Genomic DNA, 22208 nt, shown 5'->3' with positions numbered 1-22208 from the left:
GCCGCGCTCCCGACTCAGGCGGCCGTGCGCTCGCGCAGCGTCAGCGTCCCCTTCCTGATCGTCGCCAGCCGCGGCGCCCGCTTGGCGATGCCCGAGTCGTGGGTGACGAGGATGAAGGTGAGGCCGCGGTCGCGCCAGAGCCCTTCGAGCAGGCCCATGATGTCGTCGCGGGTGCCCTCGTCGAGGTTGCCGGTGGGCTCGTCGGCGAGCAGCACCTTGGGCTCCTTGACCAGGGCGCGGGCGATGGCGACGCGCTGCTGCTGGCCGCCGGAGAGCTCGGACGGCAGGTGGGTCAGCCGTTCGCCGAGGCCCACCGACTCCAGTGCCCGCGCGGCGCGTTCGCGGCGGGCCGCGCCCTTGACCCCCATGGGTACGAGGGCGGTCTCGACGTTCTCCTGCGCGGTGAGGGTCGGGATGAGGTTGAAGCTCTGGAAGATGAAGCCGATGTTCTCCGACCGCACCTTGGTGAGCTTGGCCTCGCCGAGCTTGGCGAGGTCGACGCCGTCCAGCTCCACGGCGCCCGACGTCGGGCGGTCGAGGCCGCCGAGCATCTGGAGGAGCGTGGACTTGCCGCCGCCGGTGGGGCCCTGGATGACGAGCTGGTCGCCGTCGGCGATGGCCAGGTCGATGCCCTTGAGGGCGTCCACGGTGGCCTTGCCGCGCCGGTAGCGCTTGGTCACGCCGGTCAACTGATACATGGTCAATTCCTTCTGGACGAGGGGCTATTCGACGCGGCGCAGGGCGTCGGCGGGGCGCAGCCGGGAGGCGCGCCAGCCGCCGAAGGCGCCCGCGATCAGGCCGCCCGCGACGGCCAGGCCGACGGCGAGGGCGATGGTGTGGACGCTGACCGGGGCGCTCAGCGCGATGTCGACGGTCTTGGCGGCGGAACGGGCCGGGCCGCCGAAGCCGCCGCCACCGCCGCCTGCGCCGCCACCGCCACCGCCACCGTTGGAGCCGAGTTGAGCGCTGAGCGTCGGGCTGATCGCGGTGACCGCGTACGCCCCCGCCAGGCCGAGCGCGATGCCGAGGACACCGCCGAGCAGCCCGTTGACCAGCGCTTCGCCCATCACCTGCCGGGTGACCCGGCCGCTCTTCCAGCCGAGCGCCTTGAGCGTGCCGAATTCCCGTACCCGCCTGCTGACGGCGGAGGAGGTGAGCAGCCCCGCGACCAGGAAGGCCGCGACCAGGACGGCGATCGACAGCCACTTGCCGACGTTGGTGGCGAGCGAGGACGCCGTCGACAGCGAGCCGGAGACGGTGGAGGCCAGGTCGGCCGAGGTGGTGACCGTGGTCCCCGAAATGTTCTTCTGGATGGCCGACTTGACGCTGTCGATCTGCTGCGAGCCGGACGCCTTGACGTACACCGTGGTGATCTTGTCCGCGGAGTCCGAGAGCGTCTGCGCCTGTTTCAGCGGCAGGTAGAGGTTGGCCGCCGCCTGGCCGCTGTCGGCGGTCGCGATGCCGATGACCTTGTACTTCGTGTCCTTGACGGTGACCGTCGAGCCGACCGAGAGCTTGTTCTCCTTGGCGTACGCGGAGTCGGCCACGGCGACCTCGGCGTCCGCCTGGGCGGCGGTGAAGGTGGCGCCGAAGGTGATCTTCGACGAAGTCAGCGGGCCGAGCGCGAGGTTGGAGACATCGACGCCGTACAGCGTGTAGCTGTTGGCGTCGAACTGCGCGCCGCCGCCCCGGACTTCGCCCTGCGGCGGGGTGTTGCCGCCGCCGCGCCCGCCGCCGCTGGCGCCGGAGGTGCCCTGCTTCTGCTGGAACTGTCCTTGCGTGAACGAGCCGTCGATCTTGAGCACTTGGAGGCTGAGGCCGCCGACCGCGCCCGCGACGTGCTGCTGACCGCTCACCTTGCCGACGACCGAGGACGCCAGCGTCTGGAAGCCCTGGACCATGACGCGGTCGCTGCTCTGCGTCTTTCCGTCGCTGTTCGCGTCGAAGTCGAACTTGGGGCGGGTCGTACCGCCGCTCGCGGTGGCGGCGGGCGCGGCCTTGGTGACGGTCATGTCCGTACCGAGGCCGTACAGCGACTGGAGGACCTTGTCCTGCGCCTGGCCCATGCCGGACGAGACGGAGTTGACGGTGATGACCAGCCCGATGCCGAGCGCGAGGCCCAGGGCGACGACGAGTGCCGCCTTGCGTCGGCGGCGCAGCTCGCGCCGGAGATACGTGAAGAACATCCGATTCCTCGTGGGTGGCAGTGGGTGGAGCCGGGAGTGGAGTGGACGCGAGGAGGGGGTGCGTCCACTCCGCTCCCGCTGCCGCGAACGCTAGGAATCAGCGGTGACGTTCCGGTGAGGCGGGTGTGAGGGAGTGCTGAGAAACAGGGTGCCGCGATGAGCCGGGGATAAAGCCCGGGTGAGGAGTTCCTTGAACAGCTCTCCCACGGGCCCTGCACAGGCCCGTGACAGTTCGCTCGGGAAGTCTGACGCGGGGTGCGACCCGCACCCCGCGGGAGTCACCGCGGGCCGGGCCGCCTGTCCCCGGTCAGCGGACACCCAGCAGGTGGTCCATGGCGAGCTGGTCGAGCGCTTCGAAGGCCATGCCCCGCTCGGCCGCCGCCGTGACGTCGAAGTCCTCGTACGCGCCGCGGTCGGCGAGCAGTCCGGCCAGCCGTCCGCCCAGCGTGTCCTCCGCGCCGAGCGTCGGCAGGGCCAGCTCGTCCAGGCGCGAGGCCCGCAGCGCGGCCTGCACCTCGGGGTCGGCGCGGAAGGCGGCGGCGCGCTCCTTGAGGATCAGGTAGTTGCGCATGCAGCCCGCGGCCGACGCCCACACCCCGTCGTAGTCCTCGGTACGCGGCGGCTTGAAGTCGAAGTGCCGCGGCCCCTGGTATCCGGCGGTCTCCAGCAGGTCGACCAGCCAGAAGGCGGAGCGCAGATCGCCCGCGCCGAAGCGGAGGTCCTGGTCGTACTTGATGCCGGTCTGGCCGTTGAGGTCGATGTGGAAGAGCTTGCCGTGCCACAGCGCCTGGGCGATGCCGTGCGGGAAGTTGAGCCCGGCCATCTGCTCGTGGCCGACCTCGGGGTTGACGCCGACGATGTCGGGGCGCTCCAGCGAGTTGATGAAGGCCAGCGCGTGGCCGACGGTCGGCAGCAGGATGTCGCCGCGCGGCTCGTTCGGCTTCGGCTCGACCGCGAACCGCAGGTTGTAGCCCTGCTCGGTGACGTACTCGCCGAGCAGGTCGAACGCCTCCTTCATCCGGTCGAGCGCCAGCCGTACGTCCTTGGCGCCGCCGGACTCCGCGCCCTCCCGGCCGCCCCACGCCACATACGTCTCCGCGCCCAGCTCGGCGGCGAGGTCGATGTTGCGGAGGGTCTTGCGGAGGGCGAAGCGGCGGACGTCGCGGTCGTTGGCGGTGAAGGCGCCGTCCTTGAAGACCGGGTGCGTGAAGAGGTTCGTGGTCAGCATCGGGGTGGTCATCCCGGTGGTGTCCAGCGCCTGCCGGAACCGCTTGACCAGCGCGTCGCGCTCCGCGTCCGTCGAGCCGAACGGGATCAGGTCGTCGTCGTGGAAGGTGACGCCGTACGCGCCCAGCTCGGAGAGCCGGTTGACGGACTCGACCGGGTCCAGCGGGGCGCGGGTGGCGTCGCCGAACGGGTCGCGGCCCTGCCAGCCGACGGTCCACAGGCCGAAGGTGAACTTGTGCTCGGGGGCCGGGGTAAGACTCTCGGAAGTCATTGCGACTGGCTCCTATTCGTCAGACTGTTAAACAAATTAGTATGCGAGACCAGCGATGGGAAGTGGCGCTCGCGAAGGGATCGGGAATCGCATGGGGTCGAAAGCAGGGACGGGACGGGTCGTGCTCGGGGTGGACAGCTCCACACAGTCCACGAAAGTGCTGGCCGTCGACGTGGACAGCGGCACCGTCCTGGCCGCCGGGCAGGCGCCGCACACGGTCAGCTCGGGGGCCGGACGCGAGACCGACCCCGAGGTGTGGTGGACGGCGCTGCGCGACGCGATCGGGCAGACCGGGGAGTACGCGGCGCGCGCCGAGGCGATATCGGTCGGCGGGCAGCAGCACGGGCTGGTCGTCCTCGACGCCGCCGGCCGCCCGCTGCGGCCCGCGCTGCTCTGGAACGACGTACGGTCCGCGCCGCAGGCCGCCGCGCTCGTCGAACGGCACGGCGCGCAGTGGTGGGCCGAGCGCTTCGGCTCCGTCCCCGCGGCCAGCTTCACCGCCGCCAAGTGGGCATGGCTCACCGAGCACGAGCCCGAGGTCGCGGCGGCCGCCGCGGCCGTACGCCTCCCCCACGACTTCCTCACCGAGCGGCTCGGCGGCGCCGCCGTCACCGACCGCGGCGACGTCTCCGGCACCGGCTGGTGGGCCTCGGGCACCGAGACCTACGACGACGGGCTGCTCGCCGAGATCGGGCTCGACCCCGCGCTGCTCCCGACCGTCCTCGGGCCCGGCGAGGAGGCGGGCACCGTCTCCGCCGGTCTGCCCCTGCGGCCCGGCACCCTCGTCGCCTCCGGCACCGGCGACAACGCCGCCGCCGCGCTGGGCCTCGGCCTCGAACCCGGACGCGCCGTCCTCAGCCTCGGTACCTCCGGTACGGTCTACGCCGTTTCGCGGCGGCGGCCCACCGACGCGTCCGGGACCGTCGCGGGGTTCGCCGCCGCCGACGGGGGCTGGCTGCCGCTGGCCTGCACCCTCAACTGCACGCTGGCCGTCGACAAGGTGGCCGCGCTCCTGCGGCTCGACCGGGAGGAGGTGGAGCCCGGCGGCTCCGTCGCCTTCCTCCCCTTCCTCGACGGTGAGCGCACTCCCAACCTGCCGTACGCCTCGGGGCTGCTGACCGGCCTGCGCCACGACACGTCCGCCGGACAGGTGCTCCAGGCCGCCTACGACGGGGCCGTCTACGCGCTTCTCTCCGCCCTCGACCATGTGCTCGCCGTGGACTCCGCCCCCTCCGACCAGCCCCTTCTCCTCATCGGCGGCGGCGCCCGGGGCGCGGCCTGGCTCGACACCGTCCGCCGCCTTTCGGGGCGGGCCGTTCAGGTGCCGCGTGCCGCGGAGCTGGTCGCGCTGGGCGCCGCCGCGCAGGCCGCGGCTCTCCTCACCAAGGAGTCTCCCTCCGCCGTCGCGCTCCGCTGGGGTACCGCGGCCGGGGCTCTCCACCCGCCCCTTCCCCGCGATGACGCTGCGCTCGCCCGCCTCTCCTCCGCGCTCCCGCTGGCGGCCGGCCGCTGACGCCTTTCTGGGGGCGGCGCCCGTTTCTTTCCCACCCGCCCACCCGTGCGAGTGCTTTCTTCGTCTGCGGGTGCCGCCTGTGCCTGGTCGGTCCCGGCCCGGGGCACCTCCTCGGGCGACGAACCTGCGGCCACTTCCATGACGTCCAGCCCTTGCCCGTTCGTCCCCCTGCGGGGGCACCCCGCACCGTCCCCTCCTCGCCCGTCGGCGTCCGCCTGTCCGCTGTGGCTGAGGGGGGGAGGGGGTGGGAGGGGGTGCGGGCCCTGCGACGCCCAACCCTCCGGCGGGGTGGGCGCAAGGGGGTGGGGGGAGCCCGGCCCCTGCGCCACCCGACGTCCAGTCGGGTGGGCGGGGGCTGCGGGTGCTGGGGAGTGGGGGGTGGCAGGGGCTTCGTCGGGCGCCTGGGGAAGGGCCCGGTCTTTCCGGAGCGGCCGGGAGGGGGCACCGGCGCAGGGCGGCCCGCCGAAAGAATCCCCCTCCCGGCAACCCCCACCGGCAGGCGGACGCCGACGGACCGGGAGGGGACGGGCCGGGGTGCCCCCGCAGAAATGCGGTGACAGGGAGGGTGCCGGATACAGGAGACCAGGTAGCCGCATTTCGAGGAGGTGCCCCGGACCGGCACCGACCAGGCACAAGCGGCACCCGCAGACGAAGAAAACACCCGCACGGGTGGGCGGGCGGGCAGAGAACACCGCCGCGGCGCAGCCGCACATACTTGGGGGGATGGGATGGAGGACGGCGTGGGTAAGGGAATGGGCGCGCAAGCGGGCCTGAGGCGCCGCAACATGGCACTGGTCATGCGTGCCCTCGCCGCAGGCGAGAACGTCACGCGCGCCGCCGTCGCGGCAGAGGTCGGCCTGACGAGGGCGACCGTCTCGACGCTGGTGGACGAACTGCTGGCGGCCGGCCTGGTGGAAGAGCGCGGCGCGCAGCGCCCCGGCACCGTCGGCCGCCCCGGCACCGCCCTGGCCCTGAGCGAACGCGGCCCCGCCGGCCTCGGCGCCGAGGTCGGCGTCGACCACCTGGCCGCCTGCGTGGTGGACCTGCGCGGCACCGTCCGCTGCCACGCCGAGGCGAAGGCGGCGAACCGCGGCCGCCCGGCCGCCGAAGTGCTGGCGGAACTGGCCGAGTTGACGGCGAAGGTGACCAGGGAGGCGGCCGGGAGCGGCCTGCGCCCGGTCGCCACGACAGTGGCGGTCCCCGGCCTGGTCGGAAAGGACCGCGGCACGGTCCTGCGCGCCCCGAACCTGGGCTGGGAGGACGTGGCCGTCGCGGCCCCCCTCGGCGAGGGCACGGTCGTGGAGAACGAGGCGAATCTCGGCGCGCTCGCCGAATTGTGGCTCGGCGGCCACGAGAGGCTCGCGGACTTCGTGCACGTCTCCGCGGAGATCGGCATCGGCGCCGCCCTCGTCGTGGAGGGCCGCCTGTTCCGCGGCGCCCGCGGCTTCGCGGGCGAGCTGGGCCACGTACCGGTGCACCCGGACGGCCCCTTGTGCTCGTGCGGCGCGCACGGCTGCCTGGAGACGTACGCGGGCGAGGAGGCGCTGCTGCGGGCGGCGGGGGTGGGCGCGGGCGGCGGCCCGGCACTGCGGGCGGCGGCGGCCGACGGCGACCCGGCGGCGCTGAAGGCGCTGGAGGAGGCGGGCGCGGCGCTCGGCATCGCGCTGAGCGGCGCGGTGAACCTGCTGGACCCGCAGGCGGTGGTGGTCGGCGGCCCGCTGGCCGAACTGGCGCCGTGGCTGCTGCCGGGCGTCCGGCGGGAGCTGGCGGCCCGCGTCACCGACCGGCAGTGGCGCCCTGAGGACGTGGTGACGTCCAGGCTGGGCCGCGACGGGGTGCTGCGGGGCGCGGCGTACAGCTCCGTCCGCACGGTGCTGGAGGACCCGGCGAGCTGGGCCCTCCAGCAGGAGGCGTGAAAGCCTTACGCCTGCGGAGCCGTCCACGCCGCCCAGGACAGGTTCCAGCCGTTGAGCCCGTTGTCCGGCTGGATCGTCTTGTCGGCGGAGTCCTTGACGATGACGACGTCACCGACCATGGAGTTGTTGTAGAACCAGGCGGCCGGGGTGTTGGGGTCCTTGCCGCCCTTGGCGTCGCTCAGGCCCACGCAGCCGTGGCTGGTGTTGGTGGCGCCGAAGATCGACTTGCTGCCCCAGTAGTTGCCGTGGATGAAGGTCCCGGAGTTGCTGAGCCGCATGGCGTGCGGGACGTCGGGGATGTCGTACTCGCCCTTGCCGTCGTCCTCGGTGAAGCCGACCGTCGCGCCGTTCATCCGCGTGGTCTGGTACTTCTCGGAGATGACCATCTGGCCGTTGTACGTGCTGTGGTCCGGTGCGCCCGCCGAGATCGGGATGGTCTTGAGGACCTTGCCGTCGCGGACGACGGTCATCTGGTGGGTCGCGGCGTCGACGGTGGAGACCTGGGAGCGGCCGACGGTGAAGTTCACCGTCTTGTCCTGGACGCCGTAGATACCCGCGCCGCCCTTGACGCCGTCGAGCTTGAGCTTGAGGGAGACGTGCGAGCCCGCCTGCCAGTACTGCTGGGGGCGGAAGTCGAGCCGGGTGGAGCTGAACCAGTGGCCCTCGACCCGCTGGCCGCTGCTGGAGGTCACCGAGACCGCGGCCTCGACGGCGGCGCGGTTGGTGATCGCCTTGTCGAAGTTGATCGAGACCGGCATGCCGACGCCGACGGTGGAGCCGTCCTCCGGCGTGAAGTAGCCGATGAAGCTGCTGGCGGCGGAGACGGTCGAGAAGGTGCCGTTCGCCGCGGCCGTACGGCCCTGGGAGTCGGTGGCGGCGGCCGATATCGCGTACTGCGTGCCGCGGGCCAGCGCGACGTCCGGGGTCCAGCTCGTGCGGTCGGCGGATATGGTGCCCGCGATCTTGTTGCCGGTGGCCTTGGACGTCATGGTGACCGAGGTCAGGGTGCCGCCCGCCACCGTGACCTTGGCGTCGTTGTGGATGCTCGCGCCGGTGCTGCCGTCCTTGGGCGTGATGGTGATCTTCGCGTCGGACGCCTGCTTCGCCGCCGCGGCGTCCTCCTTGGACTGGGCGGCGGCCGACGGGGACTGCCCGGCAGACGGGGACGAGCTGGCGGAGCTGGTCGGTTTGTCGCCGCCCGCGGCCTTGTCGCCACCGCCGCCTCCGCCGCCGCACGCCGTCAGCGTGACGGCACCGCCGATCAGCACCGCGGCGGCCGCGAGTGCGCGGCGGCGGGTGAAGGGCGAGCGCTTGGCGGGGGCATGTGCGTTGTCGGGCGGCGTCACGCGTGTCTCCAATGGGCTGGGGTCGCTCGCGGGTGAATGACGAGCTTCGTCCACATGCCATGAAAACAGGCCGACACCGGTAACCGTGCCCCGAGTGCCGGAATTGTGGGGTAACGCACGCGGGCCGGTTCCGGCCGCACGCGACGGGAGGCGGCGCGTTCGCGCAGGTGGGAGGGGTTGTCCCGGCGCCGCCTCCGGGCCGGTCGGCGCGGAGCGTCCGGCTCCGCTTCCGGCGCCGCCGGACCCCCGGACAGGCCCTAGTCCTCGGCGTCCCCGTCCGCGTCCTCCTCGTCGAGGTCCCACTCGTCGGAGTCCGGGTCGTACTCGGTGTGCGCGCACGACCACGACGCCTGGACGAGGTCGACGCCCGGCACGGCCGAGAGCAGGTCGGCCGGGTCGACCAGGTACGCGAGCGCCTCCGACTCGTCCTTGCCGACGGCGTCGCGGGCGTGCAGCCGTTCCTGCGGCGGCATGAACTCGTCCGCGCCGATGTGGTCCAGGGCCGCGCCGCGCAGCTCGTCGGGCCCGGAGACCTCCAGGACGAGTTCCACCTGGAGTCGTACGTACCGCGGACCGCTCTCGCCGCGGGGAATCTCAGTAGCGCTCATGCCACGGAGCGTAAGCGCCTTCGCCGCGGCTTCCCACGAGCCACACCAAGTCACTACCATCTGCCCCTACGGTCAATTCGCCGCACCAGCTGGGGGATCCGTTGACCTCGCCCCGTCCCTATGTCGCCGCAGCAGCCGCCGCCGCGCTCGCGGCGCTGTTCTTCGTCCCGTCCGCGAGCGCGAGTCCCGACGACGCCGCGACCTCCGCGCACACGAAGACCGCGGCCCACACCCGTACGACAAGCACGGCCAGCACGGCCAGTACGGCCGCCACGCGCTCCGCCGCGGAGCAGATCGGCCTCGCCGACACCGGCAGCATCGACACCAAGCCGTATCTCATCGGCGGTGCCGCGTTCCTGGTGGCGGGCGCGGGGCTGATCGTCAACGCCGGCCGCCGCGCCCGCCAGAGCTTCTGACGGCGTCGCTCACACGGTCGCCGTTCCGCTCACGGATTCACGCGAGCGGGCCGGTGACCGACTCCGCCGCGCGCGCCAGCTCTCCGGCCCGTACGAAGCGGTAGGCCGCCTCCAGGTCTGGTGACAGGAAGCGGTCGGGGCCCGCGCCCAGCACGCCCGCGGCGCGTACCGCCGCCAGGACCGCGGCCGAAGCGGGCGCCGGGCGCTGCTCGCCCGTCGTGGTCCTGATCTCCAGCGCGCGGGTGGCCGCGTACATCTCGACGGCGATGATCCGGGTGAGGTTGTCGACGGCCGTACGGAGCTTGCGCGCCGCCGACCAGCCCATGGAGACGTGGTCCTCCTGCATCGCGGAGGACGGGATCGAGTCCACCGACGCGGGCACCGCGAGCCGCTTCATGTCGCTGACCAGCGCGGCCTGCGTGTACTGGGCGATCATCAGACCGGAGTCGAGGCCGGGGTCGTCGGCCAGGAACGGCGGCAGGCCGTGCGAGCGGTTCTTGTCCAGCAGCCGGTCGGTGCGGCGCTCCGCGATGGAGCCGAGGTCGGCGGCGGCGATGGCGAGGAAGTCCAGGACGTACGCGACCGGCGCGCCGTGGAAGTTGCCGTTGGACTCGACCCGGCCGTCCTCAAGGACCACCGGATTGTCGACGGCGGCGGCCAGTTCGCGCTCGGCGACCAGGCGGGCGTGCGCGAGGGTGTCGCGGCCCGCGCCCGCGACCTGCGGGGCGCAGCGGATGGAGTACGCGTCCTGCACGCGCGGCGCGTCGTCCTGGTGGTGGCCGGTGAGCCCGGAACCCTCCAGCACCCGGCGCATGTTCTCGGCGCTGGCCGCCTGGCCGGGGTGCGGGCGGATCGCGTGCAGCTCGGGGGCGAGGACCTTCTCGGTGCCGAGCAGGGCCTCCAGGGTCAGCGCGGCGGTGATGTCGGCCGCGGTGAAGAGCCGGGCCAGGTCGGCGCAGGCCATCACCAGCATGCCGAGCATGCCGTCGGTGCCGTTGATGAGGGCCAGGCCCTCCTTCTCCCGCAGGACGACCGGCTCGATGCCGTGCTCCGCGAGGAGTTCCGCGGCGGGGCGCACCGTACCGTCCGGGCCCTCCGCCTCGCCCTCGCCCATCAGCACCTGCGCGCAGTGCGCCAGCGGGGCGAGGTCGCCCGAGCAGCCGAGTGAGCCGTATTCGTGGACGACGGGCGTGATCCCGGCGTTCAGCAGCGCCGCCATCGTCTCCGCGACCACCGGGCGCACCCCGGTACGGCCGGACGCCAGCGTCTTCAGCCGCAGGAACATCAGCCCGCGGACCACCTCGCGCTCCACCGCCGGACCCATCCCCGCCGCGTGCGACCGTACGAGGCTGCGCTGCAACTGGGCCCGCAGCTCCGGGCTGATGTGCCGTACCGCCAGGGCCCCGAAGCCCGTCGACACCCCGTAGACCGGCTCGGGCTTCGCCGCCAGCGCCTCGATCACCTCACGCGCCCTGGCGATCCCCGCCAGCGCTTCCGGCGCCAGCTCCACCCGCGCGCCGTCGCGCGCCACGGCGAGTACGTCGTCGGCGGGGGCGCCGTGCGCACCGATGACCACGTTATGCATATTCATATTCACGCACCCTAAGCACTGAAAGCCGCCCTGTCACTCCCCTCTGCGACCAGCACTCTCCGGCCCCGCCCCCGCGGGTCCCGGCCGGACGGGACGTCGCGGACACGCCCTAAGGACGGTTGCCGCGGATGCGGCGGCGCTCGCCCTCGCGGGCCGGCGGCGAGTCGGCGAGCCGCACGACGGGGTCCTCGGGCCCGGCGCGCCCCGCGACGACGGGGTGCGCCGCGCGCAGCGCCTTGGCCTGGTACTGCGCCGCGTCGGCCAGCCGGAACAGCCGCCGCGCCGAGCGCACGGGCCCGATCGGATCGCCGGTGGACGCCACACCGCAGGCCACGCCCTCGCCGACTTCGAGCTGCGCGGCCCGCCCGCACAGCTCGTCGGCCGCCGCGACCACCTCGTCCGGCTCCTGCCCGACGGCCACGACGCAGAATTCGTCACCGCCGAGGCGGGCGGCCAGGCTGCCGGGAAGCATGGCGCCGCACAGCGAGAGCAGCGAGCCGAATCGTTCCAGCAGCCGGTCGCCGACGGCGTGCCCGAGCCGGTCGTTGACCTTCTTCAGACCGTTGAGGTCGCACACCACCAGGCTGACCACGGCCCCGTCCGCCCGGTGCCGTTCCAGCGCCTCGTCGAGGCGTACGTCCACGGCCCGGCGGTTGCCGAGCCCGGTCAGCGGGTCGGTGAAGGCCAGCCGCTGCACCTCGGCGAGCCGTTCGGTCTGGGCGATCCCGGACGCGATGACGGCGGCCAGCACCGTCGCGAAGTCGGCGTCCCCTCGGTCGAAGCCGGACACCCCGGCGCGCCTGGCCACGTACAGCTCGCCCCACGCCCTGCCGTGCAGCACGATCGGCGCGACCACGCAGGAGCCGCGTCCGCGCCGCCGCAGCGCCGCGGCCCGGCCCCAACTGCTGCCGCCGGGCGACGCGCCGGTTCCTTCGGCGGTCTCCACCCAGGCGTGCGGCTCGCCGCCGCGCGCCCACTCACCGTGCAGGAACTCCACGATCTCCGGGAAGTCGTGCACCGAGTACGACTCGTCGTCCGGCTCCGGCTCCTCACCGGGCGCCAGCTCCCCGTCGTTGACCAGGACCCGCAGCCGCCCGGTCTCCCGCTCCCACGTCGAGATCGCCGCGAAGGACGCGTCCATCGCGAGCCGCGCCCGCCGCGCCCCGGCCCGTACCGCGGCCAGCGGCGTCTGTTCGGTCGCCAGTGCCTGTGCCAGCTCGACGACCGCTCGAAGCCGGAGATCGGCCGTCCCGTCCACCATCTGTCCAGGCTAGGGAGGTTTGTCCGGTTTGGAGCGCTGGCTGCGCCGAACGGAGCCCGTTCGGCGCTGCGCCCGCCCGTCGGCGACTACGCACAGTGGCCGCGCGCGGCGATCACGCGCCGGGCCACCGCGGGGGCCGCTTGTCGTTGAAGGCGGCCACGCCTTCCGCGCGGTCGGCGGAGAAGGCGGTGGCGCGCCAGGCGGCGTCCTCGATCTCCAGCCCGGCGCGCAGGTCGAGACCCTGGCCCAGGCGCAGCGCGCGCTTGGCCGAGCGCAGGCCGACCGGCGAATTCGCGGCGATCCGGTCGGCCAGCGCCAGCGCCTCGGCGCGGGCGTCGTTCCCGGCCGCGAGCTGGTCCACCAGGCCGAGGGCGAGCGCCTCGGCGGCCGGTACGCGGCGGGCGGTGAAGACCAGTTCCGCCGCGCGGGCGGCGCCGACCCTGCGGGGCAGCAGTTGGGTACCGCCACCGCCGGGGATGACGCCGACCGAGACCTCGGGCAGGCCGACGACGGCCGTCTCGTCGGCCACGATCACGTCACAGGCGAGCGCCAGCTCGAAGCCGCCGCCGAGCGCGTAGCCGTGCACCGCCGCGACGGCGGGCATCGGCAGTTCCAGGACGCCGGTGTACGCGGCCCTGGTGTGCGGGCGCTGGCGTACGAGGTCGGCGTCGGTGAACGCGTTGCGCTCCTTGAGGTCGGCGCCGACGCAGAACGCCTTGTCATGGGTGGACGTCAGGACCGTGACGCTGACGCCGGGGTCGGCCGCCAGCGCCGCGCAGGCGTCGCCGATCGCAACGGCCATCCGCGTGGAGACGGCGTTCATCGCCTTCGGCCGGTCGAGCACCAGTTCCGCGACGCGCTCGCCGTGCCGGCGGACCGCCACCCACTCCCCGAACCGCCGTTCCGCCGTCCCCTGCGCTTCCATTCGCCCGCCCTCCGGTTAACGACCGTGAACCCCCATCCTGCCATCCCCCTCCCCGCGGGGACGGCACGGTCGCACAGGTCCGGACGGCGCTCGCACCGCACCGGGCCGGACGGCGCTCGCCTCACGTCGGATTCATACGGTCATACGGTGGACGGTCGCGAATCCCCCGGCCAGCAGCACGGCGACGACGGCCGCGAGGACCCCGGTGACCCCCAGGGCGGTGAGCCCGGCGAAGAAGTGGCCTATGCCCTTCCAGCCGTGCGCCCATGTGGCGATCAGCGCGACCAGGGCCAGCACCCCGAGCTGCGCCCCGCCGAAGGCGGTGGTGCCGGGCAACCCGGCTCGGCGGAAGACCAGGCCGTACCACATCCCGTAGACGAACAGCAGGAAGAAGGCGACGGCGGCGGTGAGCCACGAGACGTACCAGGCGCCGTCCAGCAGGAACGGGACGCGGAAGTAGGCCATGCGCATGCCCCAGCCGCCGGTCGCGCGTTCGAGGACCTGGCCGACCGCGACGACCAGCCCGAAGGTCACGGCGAGGGCCCCGGCCAGGGCGGTGACACCGCGCAGGTAGGTGCGTCTGCTGACACCGAGGGTGAGGGCGAACGGCAGCGCGCGGGCGACGGTCTGGAGGCCCACGGCGAACATCACGAGGAAGGCCGCGGCCAGGCCGCCGACCCAGCGGTGGTCGGCGTGGGCCGCCGGGGTGAGCCGCAGGATCACCACGTCCAGGACGAAGCCGAAGGCGGCCCACTCCCAGGGCAGGACGAGGTAGGTGAAGCGGTCCAGCAGCAGATACCGGACGACGGAGAGCACCGGGGTGGGACGCATCAGGATGCCCTCGCAGTCGTGAGGCCGGACGGGTCGTGGGGTCCGGCGCCGGGCGCGCCGTGACGCTCGGCCGCGTGGACCGCGAGCTGCTGGAGGGTGCACTCCTCCAGGCGCAGGCGCAGGTGTGCGGCCAGCTCGCGGTCGCGGTCGTCCAGGCGGCCTACCATCACCGCCCTGGTCTGCGCGCCCATCGTGCGGCGGCTCAGCGTCGCACGGGCGGCGATGAAGCGGTCCACGGCGGTGGCCGGGCCGGTGACAGTCGTGGCGGTGCCGCGCAGTTCCTCGGTCGGCGCGTCGAGGACCAGCCGGCCGCGGTCCAGGACCAGGACGCGGTCGAGGAGTTCGGCGGCCTCGTCGATGAGGTGGGTCGAGAGCACGACGCACCGGGGGTGGGCGGCGTAGTCGGCGAGGAGCTGGTCGTAGAAGAGCGAGCGGGCGACCGCGTCGAGGCCCGCGTACGGCTCGTCGAACAGCGTGAGTTCGGCGCGGGCGGCCAGCCCGATGATGATGCCGAGGGCGGTCCGCATGCCGCGCGAGAGCTTCTTGATCGGCCGGGTCGGCGGCAGCTCGTACGCGTCCAGCAGCGTGCCCGCCAGCTCCTTGTCCCAGTTCGGGTAGAGCAGCGAGGCCGCCGCGACGGCGTGCCGCACCTTCAGGTCGGGGTACGTCTGGTCCTCGCGGACGAGGATCATCCGGCGCAGCACCGCGTCGTTCTCCAACGGCCGGGCGCCGAAGGCGTGCACGGTCCCGGAGGTGGCGATCTCCTGGCCCGCCAGGATGCGCAGCAGCGTCGTCTTCCCCGCGCCGTTGCGGCCCACCAGTCCGGCGATGCACGGCGTGTCCAGCTCGAAGCTGACGTCGGTGAGCGCCTGGTGGTCGCGGAAGGCGCGTCCGACGCCGGTCAGCGAGACGACCGGGCTCATACGTCGCCCCCGACCGTCGCCGCCGTGGTCGTGGTGGCGGTCGTGGTACCAGGCGGGGCGGTCGCGCCAGCGGTCGTGGCGGCCGGTGTTCCGGCGGACGGCGCGGAGTGCGGCGCGGAGTGCGGCGCGGTGGCGCCCGCCGCCTGCGACGTCACCGCGACCGAGGCCAGCTCGTCGCGCAGCAGGCCGAGCAGTTCGTCCTGCCCGATCCCGAGGCGCGCCGCCTCGACCGCCAGCGGCCGTACGTACCGTTCGGCGAAGCGCCGCCGCCTGCCCCGCACCAGCCTGTCCCGCGCGCCCTGGGCGACGAACATGCCGACGCCGCGCCGCTTCTCCACCAGATCCTCGTCCGACAGGACGGTGAGCGCGCGCGCCGCGGTGGCCGGGTTGACCCGGTAGAAGACCGCGAGCTCGTTGCTCGACGCGACGCGCTCGCCCTCGCCCACCGTCCCGTCGGCGATCTGATTCGCCAGCTCGGCCGCGATCTGGGCGAAGATCGGCCCGCCCTCTTCCAGGAGTGACATCCTGCCTCCGTTGCTCTGGTGGTTCCCTACTGTACTAAGGAACCAATGGGGCGGGCAAGAGGGCACGCCAAAAGAGGCGAAGGGATGTCGGGTGATCCGGCGGAAGCGGGACACGGCGTCAGGGATGGGGCGCGCGGGCAGGCCGGAGCGCGCGCCCGTGGCGCGGTCGGGGCGGAGCGGACCTCAGTCCCGGCGGGAGAGCAGCCAGGGCTCGACGACGCCGAGGCCGCGCACGGGGCGGCGCCACATCGGCTGGAGGGCGAAGCGGTACTTCTCCGCCTCGGTGGCGTCCACGTCCGCCTCGGACAGCGGCGCGTCACCGGCCTCGCCCAGCGCCTCGGCGAAGTCGCCGTCGACGAGGACGGCATCGCGCGGCGCTATCGAGGTGAGCCGGGAGGCGAGGTTCACGGTGGTGCCGAAGACGTCGCCCATGCGGGTGGTGACGGTGCCGAAGGCCATGCCGACGCGCAGGGCGGGCATGCTGTCGTCGCCGGTCATGGTCTCGATGAGGCGTATGCCGATCTCGGCGGCGGTGCCGGGGTCGTCGGCGACGAAGAGGACTTCGTCGCCGAGGGTCTTGATCAGCCGTCCGCCGTACGCGGCGACCTGGTCGGCGGCCGTGGTCTCGAACGCCTCGACCAGCTCGCCCAGTTCCTCCTCCTCCAGGCGCCGGGTGAGCCGGGTGAAGCCGACGAGGTCGGCGAAGCCGACGGCCAGCCGCCGGTCGACGGCCTCCTCGTCGTCGGACTGCACGACCCGGCTGGTGGCGGCGGCGACCTGGCGGCGCCAGACGTAGATGAGGAACTCCTCCAGTTCCGGCAGGAGGAGTTCGACCAGCGGGTACGCGACTTCCGCGCGGGTCATCCCCGGCTCGGGCGGCTCGGTGAGACCTTCGAGGAAGGAGTCGGTCTGCCAGTCGGCGAGCCGGGCCGTGGTCTGGCCGGTGGAGCGGGCGACCTGGATGGCCATCGACTCGCTGAGCAGCCCCGCCTCGACCAGGCCGGCCAGCCGCCGCAGGGCGAGGACGTCCGCCTCGGTGAGCGCGCGCGCCTGGCCGATGTCGGCGAAGCCCATGGCCCGCCAGAAGCGGGAGGCCAGGTCCATGGAGACGCCCGCGGTGCGGGCGGCCTGGAAGGGGGTGTAGCGGCGGGGCGCGCCGAGGATGAGCTGTTCCAGGCGCAGCGCCAGCGGGTGCTCCCCCGACTCGCCCGGCTCCCCCGGCTCCTCAAGATCGACCGGATCCACTGGGTCGGCCGGGTCGGCCGGGTCGGCCGGGTCGGCCGGGTCGGCCGGGTCGGCCGGGTCGGCCGGATCTGACGCGTCCGTGCCGTCGACGGAATCGGCCGGATCCGGCGCGTTCACGGGGTCGGGTACGTCCGCGGCGTCCGGTGCGATCGGAGGGTCGGCGGGATCGACGCCGTCCGGCTCCGGGGCGGCACCCGGATCCGAGTCGTGCGGCTCGTCTGGCGGGGTGCCCGCGTTCTCCACGCTCACCGCCCAGCCCTTGAGGAATCCCTGCGCACAGCCCTTCCGATCATCGAGACGACGCAGCCCCTCAACGATACGGCAGGTGTGCCGTGGCTCACTCTCACCTGGGCGCCGGTGAGACACCCGTGACGCGCGACGGAACGGCGCGCGAGCCGGTCTCCGCGGCGGTGTCCCGCCGCGTCAGCGCGCGGGCCTGAGGTGGACGACGTCGCCCGCGGCGACCGGCTGCTCGGCGCCGTCCGGGGTGGCGATCACCAGGCGGCCGTCGCCGTCGATCCCGACCGCGGTACCGGCCAGTTCCTTGTCTCCCGGCAGCTCCGCGCGGACCTCCCGGCCCAGGGTGGCGCAGCCCGCCGCGTAGGTCTGCTGGAGCCGGGACGCGGCGGGGTCGCCGTCCTCCGCGCGCCAGGCGCCGTACCAGTCGGCCAGCGAGCGCAGGACCGCCCGCAGCAGCGGGTCCCGGTCGGTGCCCTTGGCCCCGGCCAGGGCGAGGGACGCGGCGGTGGGGACGGGCAGCTCGGCGGCGCGCAGCGACACATTGAGGCCGATGCCGATGACGACGCCGTCGTCGCCCGCGCGCTCGGCGAGGATGCCGCCCGCCTTGCGTTCCTCGCCGTCCACGGTGACCAGCAGGTCGTTGGGCCACTTGAGTGCCGTGTCGACGCCCGCGGCCCGCGACAGGGCGGTGGCGGTGGCGACCCCGGCGAGCAGCGGCAGCCAGCCCCAGCGGTGCACCGGCACCGGGGCGTGCGCCGGGAGCGGCGTGCCGTCGGGCGCGGTACGGGCGGCCATGGCGCCACCCGGTCGGAGCAGTACCGAGAAGAAGAGCCCGGAGCGCGGCGGCGCCGACCAGCGGCGGTCCAGCCGTCCGCGGCCCGCGGTCTGCTCCTCGGCCACGAGGACCGCCCCCTCGGGGGCGCCCCGCGCGGCGCGGGCGGCCAGGTCGCTGTTGGTGGAGCCGGTGGCGTCCACCACGTCCAGCGCGGTCCACAGCGCGTCGGGGGTGACCACGGCGCGCCGCAGCGCGGCGGCGTTGAGCGGCGGTCGTTCCAGGTCGGACCAGCGGCTGGGCGTCATGTCCTCACCCTATGAGGCGGCTACCGGAGTGTGTCCAACGCCGCACTGCTCGTACCCCAGAGTCGCCACTACGCTACGGAACAGCGTTACCGGCCAGTCAGCAAGTCCCGCCGAGAGCAGGAGAGCCGCCTCCATGTCCGAGCAGGAACACGACATCCACACCACCGCGGGCAAGCTCGCGGACCTGCGCCGCCGTATCGAGGAGGCGACGCACGCGGGCTCCGGGCGCGCGGTGGACAAGCAGCACGCCAAGGGGAAGGGCACGGCCCGCGAGCGGATCGAACTGCTCCTGGACGAGGGATCGTTCACCGAGCTGGACGAGCTGGCTCGGCACCGCTCGACCAACTTCGGCCTGGAGAGCAACCGGCCGTACGGCGACGGTGTCGTCACCGGCTACGGCACGGTCGAGGGCCGCCCGGTCGCGGTGTTCTCGCAGGACTTCACGGTCTTCGGCGGCGCGCTCGGCGAGGTCTACGGCGAGAAGATCGTCAAGGTGATGGACTTCGCGCTGAAGACCGGCTGCCCGGTGATCGGCATCAACGACTCCGGCGGCGCCCGCATCCAGGAGGGCGTCACCTCGCTCGGCATGTACGGCGAGATCTTCCGCCGCAACACCCACGCCTCCGGGGTGATCCCGCAGATCAGCCTGATCATGGGCCCGTGCGCGGGCGGCGCGGTGTACTCCCCCGCGATCACCGACTTCGTGGTGATGGTCGACCAGACCTCGCACATGTTCATCACGGGTCCCGACGTGATCAAGACGGTGACCGGCGAGGACGTCGGCATGGAGGAGCTGGGCGGCGCCCGTACCCACAACTCGACGTCGGGGAACGCGCATCACCTGGCCGGTGACGAGAAGGACGCCTTCGAGTACGTCAAGGCGCTGCTGTCGTACCTGCCGAGCAACAACCTCCAGGAGGCGCCGTCCTTCGCCGCCGAGACGGATCTGGCGGTCACGGACGAGGACCTCGAACTGGACACGCTGATCCCGGACTCGGCGAATCAGCCGTACGACATGCACAAGGTGATCGAGCACGTCCTGGACGACGGCGAATTCCTGGAGACCCAGGCGCTGTTCGCGCCGAACATCCTCACCGGTCTCGGCCGTATCGAAGGCCGTCCCGTCGGTGTGGTCGCCAACCAGCCGCTCCAATTCGCGGGCTGTCTCGACATCAACGCCTCCGAGAAGGCGGCGCGTTTCGTGCGGACCTGCGACAGCTTCAACATCCCCGTGGTCACTTTCGTCGACGTTCCCGGATTTCTCCCCGGCACCAGTCAGGAGTGGGACGGCATCATCCGCCGCGGTGCCAAATTGATCTACGCGTACGCCGAGGCCACGGTTCCGCTGATCACGATCATCACTCGAAAGGCGTACGGCGGCGCGTACGACGTGATGGGCTCCAAGCACCTGGGCGCGGACCTGAACCTGGCCTGGCCCACGGCCCAGATCGCGGTGATGGGCGCGCAGGGCGCCGTCAACATCCTGCACCGCCGCACGCTGGCGGAGGCGGCCACCCCGCAGGAGGCGGAGGAGCTGCGGGCGCGGCTCATCGCGGACTACGAGGACACGCTGCTGAATCCGTACATCGCCGCGGAGCGCGGCTACGTGGACGCGGTCATCGCGCCCTCCCAGACCCGCGCGCAGCTCGTGAAGGCGCTGCGGACGCTGCGCAACAAGCGGGAGAGCCTGCCGCCGAAGAAGCACGGCAACATCCCGCTGTAGACGGACCGCGCGGGGCCCGGGGGCGAGGACCCGCGGGACCCGCCGGGCAGGGACCCGCGAGCCGAGGAGGAGAGCGCTCATGGTGATCAAGGTGGAGCGGGGCAGCCCGACCCCCGAGGAACTGGCGGCCGTCGTCGCCCTCGTCCAGGCGCGGGCCGCGGCGGCCGGGAAGAGCGCCGACGGCCCGGCCCCGCTGGACGGCTGGGCCGACCCGGCGCGCAATGTGCCGCGCGGCGTACCGGCGCCGGGGCCCGGCGCGTGGCGGGCGTCGGCCTGGCCCGCGTGAGCGGAATGTCGGGTCGGCGGCGGATGTCACACCAGTAACAGGGTGATCCTGAGTATCCGTACTCAGGCGCTCCGGTTCGCCGGGGCGCAACCCTGGAGACATGTTGTGGTCGGACCCGCGGGACGAACCGCCGGAGGAGATGCGCAAGGCGCAGGCGATGCTGCGCCGCGCGATGCTGGTGATCGCGCTGGCAGCCGCCGTGGTCATGCTGGTGGCGACCTGGAGGTCGTGAACCCGCGCGTCCCGGCCAGGACCGGCCCGGAGAACGGCCAGGACCGGCCCGGACCGGCCCGGAGAACGGCACCGGCGCCGCCAGCCGCCCCGGACGCGGCCGTGAACCCGCGTCCTGAACCGGCGTCCCCCGTACGGGTGTCGGTGCCTACGATGGGCCGATGAGCAGCTCCAGAACCCTTGTCCTCGCGTCCGCCTCGCCCGCCCGGCTCGGGCTGCTGAAACAGGCGGGCCTCGACCCGCGCGTGATCGTCAGCGGTGTCGACGAGGACGCGATCACGGCCGCCACGGCCGCCGAACTGGCCCGCGTACTGGCCGAGGCGAAGGCCAACGCGGTGGCCGGGAGCGGCGCGCTCGACGGCGGCGAGCTGGTGATCGGCTGCGACTCCGTACTCGAACTCGACGGCCAGGCGCTGGGCAAGCCCGCGGACGCGGCCGAGGCGGTGGCGCGCTGGCAGGCGATGCGCGGGCGCAGCGGGGTGCTGCGGACCGGGCACTGCGTGATCGACACCGCGAGCGGCAAGCAGGTCGCCGAGACCGCGTCCACGACCGTACGGTTCGGGACGCCGGACGACGACGAGGTCGCCGCGTATGTGGCGAGCGGTGAACCGCTGTACGTGGCGGGCGCGTTCACCCTCGACGGCCGCTCCGCGCCCTTCGTGGAGGGCATCGAAGGCGACGCGGGCAACGTGATCGGCCTGTCCCTGCCGCTGCTGCGGCGGCTGCTGGCCGAGCTGGGGGTACGGATCACCGACCTGTGGGTCTGAGCCGCCGTCAGCTGGCGCGGGAGGCGGGGTCCGGGGTCGGTCCGGGGTCGGTTCCTGGGCCGGTTCCGGGTCCGGGGTCGATTCCGGGGGCGCTCAGGCCGTGGCGGGCGGCGGGAGTTCGCCGCCGTTGCCGTTCGCGGTCCCGCTCTCGGCGGCCTCCCGCGGCCGGTCCTCGGGCGCGTACATCAACAGCGTGGCGACGAGGCCGCCCAGTATCACCATCATCAGCACGAACGCGTACCAGCCGATCAGGCCGACGACCAGCGCGCCGACCACGCCGTGCACCACCGCGCAGACGATGAGCACGATCCTGGCGACCCGGCCGGTCATCTCGTCGCGGCGCACTATCCGCACGACGAGCACCGCGCACAGGATGAGGAAGAGGCCGAACAGCGCGCCGCCCACCCACGATCCGATGGCCATGGCGTCGGAGTCGAGACCGGCGAGCGACATGGACTGATGGCGTACGGCGAGGCCGAGTATCCAGTTCACGAAGGCGATGGTGAGGGCTTCGAGAACAAGGACCACGGCGGTGCCGACGGCTATACCTCTGCGCACACTGTCCCCTTCGGCCGTCGTCCGGGGCCCGGTTACCGCTGGTACCCCCGCCTGTCGCAGGCTACTCACCGGTACAACCGGCGGCAAGGGGTCTGGCCACGCCGGTCGTTCCACCCGTACGGGGAGTCCGGCGCGCGCGATCCGGAACGTCACCCCACTCGTTCGGGGACACCGGCGGCCGGTCGGGAAACACCGACGGCAAAGATTCCGCTCGCTATTCGTAGGGTTTCCACAAAAGAACGTCAGGTCTCTTCGCAGACTTACAGGGAGATCTCCCCCACACCGATGAGTGCGGGACATCGGCCCGAGCGGGGCCGTACCGTGGACTGAGCAGGCGTTCACGGGTTCTTCAGGCCCATGGATCACCCTCCGTGTGGGGAAGCTCACGTGCAGGGGTGCCTCGGCACCAAGTGTGGCCAGTACCTAAACTCGGCTTGTTTCAAGGAGGGAGCCATCGTGCGCAAGGTGCTCATCGCGAACCGCGGTGAAATTGCTGTCCGCGTTGCCCGTGCCTGCCGGGATGCGGGGATCGCGAGTGTG

General features: G+C 73.0%; 22 protein-coding genes. 8 read left to right on the top strand and 14 right to left on the bottom strand.

Annotated features, from left to right (window positions below; all coding sequences use genetic code 11):
- Positions 1-14 precede the first annotated feature (14 nt).
- From ACFZAM_RS23755 to xylA, 3 genes are all read right to left on the bottom strand, one after another.
- On the bottom strand, positions 15-698 hold the full coding sequence (locus ACFZAM_RS23755; protein WP_391049088.1) for an ATP-binding cassette domain-containing protein: 684 nt from the start codon (positions 696-698) through the stop codon (positions 15-17).
- A 24-nt stretch (positions 699-722) separates the two neighbouring features.
- Positions 723-2186, bottom strand: coding sequence for an FtsX-like permease family protein (locus ACFZAM_RS23750; RefSeq protein WP_391049085.1), 1464 nt, complete (start codon positions 2184-2186; stop codon positions 723-725).
- 307 nt (positions 2187-2493) lie between these two features.
- Complete coding sequence (xylA, locus tag ACFZAM_RS23745; RefSeq protein ID WP_355349898.1) at positions 2494-3684, bottom strand: xylose isomerase; 1191 nt, start codon at positions 3682-3684, stop codon at positions 2494-2496.
- A 91-nt stretch (positions 3685-3775) separates the two neighbouring features.
- Here xylA and xylB point away from each other — a divergent pair, with 91 nt between their 5' ends.
- Positions 3776-5197, top strand: coding sequence for a xylulokinase (gene xylB / locus ACFZAM_RS23740; RefSeq protein WP_391049082.1), 1422 nt, complete (start codon positions 3776-3778; stop codon positions 5195-5197).
- A gap of 785 nt (positions 5198-5982) precedes the next feature.
- Positions 5983-7113: an ROK family transcriptional regulator gene (locus ACFZAM_RS23735; protein WP_355349892.1), complete on the top strand. Its 1131-nt coding sequence runs from the start codon at positions 5983-5985 to the stop codon at positions 7111-7113.
- 5 nt (positions 7114-7118) lie between these two features.
- On the opposite strand, the gene ACFZAM_RS23730 is transcribed toward ACFZAM_RS23735, so the two are convergent.
- Both ACFZAM_RS23730 and ACFZAM_RS23725 read right to left on the bottom strand, forming a co-directional pair.
- Complete coding sequence (locus tag ACFZAM_RS23730) at positions 7119-8459, bottom strand: Ig-like domain-containing protein (protein WP_391049079.1); 1341 nt, start codon at positions 8457-8459, stop codon at positions 7119-7121.
- 257 nt (positions 8460-8716) lie between these two features.
- Entirely contained in the window at positions 8717-9067 is a 351-nt protein-coding gene (locus ACFZAM_RS23725) for a hypothetical protein (protein WP_391049076.1), read from the bottom strand.
- Between the two features lie 101 nt (positions 9068-9168).
- Here ACFZAM_RS23725 and ACFZAM_RS23720 point away from each other — a divergent pair, with 101 nt between their 5' ends.
- Positions 9169-9483, top strand: a complete 315-nt coding sequence (locus ACFZAM_RS23720; RefSeq protein ID WP_391049073.1) for a hypothetical protein — start codon at positions 9169-9171, stop codon at positions 9481-9483.
- A gap of 37 nt (positions 9484-9520) precedes the next feature.
- Here the strand turns inward: ACFZAM_RS23720 and hutH are convergent, their stop codons facing one another.
- The 8 genes from hutH to ACFZAM_RS23680 form a co-directional block, all read right to left on the bottom strand.
- Complete coding sequence (gene hutH / locus ACFZAM_RS23715; protein WP_355349880.1) at positions 9521-11074, bottom strand: histidine ammonia-lyase; 1554 nt, start codon at positions 11072-11074, stop codon at positions 9521-9523.
- Positions 11075-11183: 109 nt separating this feature from the next.
- Complete coding sequence (locus tag ACFZAM_RS23710; RefSeq protein WP_355349877.1) at positions 11184-12335, bottom strand: sensor domain-containing diguanylate cyclase; 1152 nt, start codon at positions 12333-12335, stop codon at positions 11184-11186.
- Between the two features lie 112 nt (positions 12336-12447).
- A complete protein-coding gene (locus tag ACFZAM_RS23705; protein ID WP_391049069.1) occupies positions 12448-13260 on the bottom strand; it encodes an enoyl-CoA hydratase-related protein in 813 nt (270 codons plus the stop codon).
- A 132-nt stretch (positions 13261-13392) separates the two neighbouring features.
- Positions 13393-14091, bottom strand: a complete 699-nt coding sequence (locus ACFZAM_RS23700) for a hypothetical protein (protein WP_391049066.1) — start codon at positions 14089-14091, stop codon at positions 13393-13395.
- Entirely contained in the window at positions 14091-15014 is a 924-nt protein-coding gene (locus ACFZAM_RS23695) for an ABC transporter ATP-binding protein (protein WP_355349868.1), read from the bottom strand. The genes ACFZAM_RS23700 and ACFZAM_RS23695 overlap by 1 nt, the downstream gene beginning before the upstream one ends.
- Positions 15011-15538, bottom strand: a complete 528-nt coding sequence (locus ACFZAM_RS23690) for a GntR family transcriptional regulator (RefSeq protein ID WP_391049063.1) — start codon at positions 15536-15538, stop codon at positions 15011-15013. The genes ACFZAM_RS23695 and ACFZAM_RS23690 overlap by 4 nt, the downstream gene beginning before the upstream one ends.
- A 183-nt stretch (positions 15539-15721) precedes the next feature.
- A complete protein-coding gene (locus tag ACFZAM_RS23685) occupies positions 15722-16783 on the bottom strand; it encodes an adenylate/guanylate cyclase domain-containing protein (protein WP_355349935.1) in 1062 nt (353 codons plus the stop codon).
- 423 nt (positions 16784-17206) lie between these two features.
- Positions 17207-18103, bottom strand: coding sequence for a biotin--[acetyl-CoA-carboxylase] ligase (locus ACFZAM_RS23680; protein WP_391049059.1), 897 nt, complete (start codon positions 18101-18103; stop codon positions 17207-17209).
- Positions 18104-18236: 133 nt separating this feature from the next.
- On the opposite strand from ACFZAM_RS23680, the gene ACFZAM_RS23675 reads away from it, so the two are divergent.
- From ACFZAM_RS23675 to ACFZAM_RS23660, 4 genes are all read left to right on the top strand, one after another.
- Positions 18237-19826 carry a carboxyl transferase domain-containing protein gene (locus tag ACFZAM_RS23675; RefSeq protein ID WP_391049056.1) on the top strand — a complete coding sequence of 530 codons (1590 nt, stop codon included), beginning with the start codon at positions 18237-18239 and terminating at the stop codon, positions 19824-19826.
- 79 nt (positions 19827-19905) lie between these two features.
- Positions 19906-20112: an acyl-CoA carboxylase subunit epsilon gene (locus tag ACFZAM_RS23670; RefSeq protein WP_355349856.1), complete on the top strand. Its 207-nt coding sequence runs from the start codon at positions 19906-19908 to the stop codon at positions 20110-20112.
- A gap of 100 nt (positions 20113-20212) precedes the next feature.
- A complete protein-coding gene (gene mmpB, locus ACFZAM_RS23665) occupies positions 20213-20344 on the top strand; it encodes a morphogenic membrane protein MmpB (RefSeq protein WP_262928358.1) in 132 nt (43 codons plus the stop codon).
- 160 nt (positions 20345-20504) lie between these two features.
- Positions 20505-21110, top strand: a complete 606-nt coding sequence (locus tag ACFZAM_RS23660) for a Maf family nucleotide pyrophosphatase (RefSeq protein WP_391049052.1) — start codon at positions 20505-20507, stop codon at positions 21108-21110.
- 93 nt (positions 21111-21203) lie between these two features.
- On the opposite strand, the gene ACFZAM_RS23655 is transcribed toward ACFZAM_RS23660, so the two are convergent.
- Complete coding sequence (locus ACFZAM_RS23655) at positions 21204-21668, bottom strand: hypothetical protein (protein WP_355349849.1); 465 nt, start codon at positions 21666-21668, stop codon at positions 21204-21206.
- 456 nt (positions 21669-22124) lie between these two features.
- Between ACFZAM_RS23655 and ACFZAM_RS23650 the strand changes: the two genes are divergently transcribed.
- The coding region (locus ACFZAM_RS23650; protein ID WP_355335748.1) for a biotin carboxylase N-terminal domain-containing protein at positions 22125-22208 on the top strand (84 nt) is incomplete at its 3' end.

Origin of the sequence: Streptomyces sp. NPDC008079 (assembly GCF_042957385.1) — a bacterium.
GTDB lineage: Bacteria > Actinomycetota > Actinomycetes > Streptomycetales > Streptomycetaceae > Actinacidiphila.
The sequence above is the reverse complement of the archived record's forward strand: the minus strand, read 5'-3'. Positions and strand labels throughout refer to the sequence as shown.

Coding starts and splice junctions, on each gene's coding strand:
- ACFZAM_RS23755 (WP_391049088.1), bottom strand. CDS start 698: ATGTATCAGTTGACCGGCGTGACCAAGCGCTACCGGCGCGGCAAGGCC.
- ACFZAM_RS23750 (WP_391049085.1), bottom strand. CDS start 2,186: ATGTTCTTCACGTATCTCCGGCGCGAGCTGCGCCGCCGACGCAAGGCG.
- xylA (WP_355349898.1), bottom strand. CDS start 3,684: ATGACTTCCGAGAGTCTTACCCCGGCCCCCGAGCACAAGTTCACCTTC.
- xylB (WP_391049082.1), top strand. CDS start 3,776: ATGGGGTCGAAAGCAGGGACGGGACGGGTCGTGCTCGGGGTGGACAGC.
- ACFZAM_RS23735 (WP_355349892.1), top strand. CDS start 5,983: ATGGCACTGGTCATGCGTGCCCTCGCCGCAGGCGAGAACGTCACGCGC.
- ACFZAM_RS23725 (WP_391049076.1), bottom strand. CDS start 9,067: ATGAGCGCTACTGAGATTCCCCGCGGCGAGAGCGGTCCGCGGTACGTA.
- hutH (WP_355349880.1), bottom strand. CDS start 11,074: ATGAATATGCATAACGTGGTCATCGGTGCGCACGGCGCCCCCGCCGAC.
- ACFZAM_RS23710 (WP_355349877.1), bottom strand. CDS start 12,335: ATGGTGGACGGGACGGCCGATCTCCGGCTTCGAGCGGTCGTCGAGCTG.
- ACFZAM_RS23705 (WP_391049069.1), bottom strand. CDS start 13,260: ATGGAAGCGCAGGGGACGGCGGAACGGCGGTTCGGGGAGTGGGTGGCG.
- ACFZAM_RS23700 (WP_391049066.1), bottom strand. CDS start 14,091: ATGCGTCCCACCCCGGTGCTCTCCGTCGTCCGGTATCTGCTGCTGGAC.
- ACFZAM_RS23695 (WP_355349868.1), bottom strand. CDS start 15,014: ATGAGCCCGGTCGTCTCGCTGACCGGCGTCGGACGCGCCTTCCGCGAC.
- ACFZAM_RS23690 (WP_391049063.1), bottom strand. CDS start 15,538: ATGTCACTCCTGGAAGAGGGCGGGCCGATCTTCGCCCAGATCGCGGCC.
- ACFZAM_RS23680 (WP_391049059.1), bottom strand. CDS start 18,103: ATGACGCCCAGCCGCTGGTCCGACCTGGAACGACCGCCGCTCAACGCC.
- ACFZAM_RS23675 (WP_391049056.1), top strand. CDS start 18,237: ATGTCCGAGCAGGAACACGACATCCACACCACCGCGGGCAAGCTCGCG.
- ACFZAM_RS23670 (WP_355349856.1), top strand. CDS start 19,906: ATGGTGATCAAGGTGGAGCGGGGCAGCCCGACCCCCGAGGAACTGGCG.
- mmpB (WP_262928358.1), top strand. CDS start 20,213: ATGTTGTGGTCGGACCCGCGGGACGAACCGCCGGAGGAGATGCGCAAG.
- ACFZAM_RS23660 (WP_391049052.1), top strand. CDS start 20,505: ATGAGCAGCTCCAGAACCCTTGTCCTCGCGTCCGCCTCGCCCGCCCGG.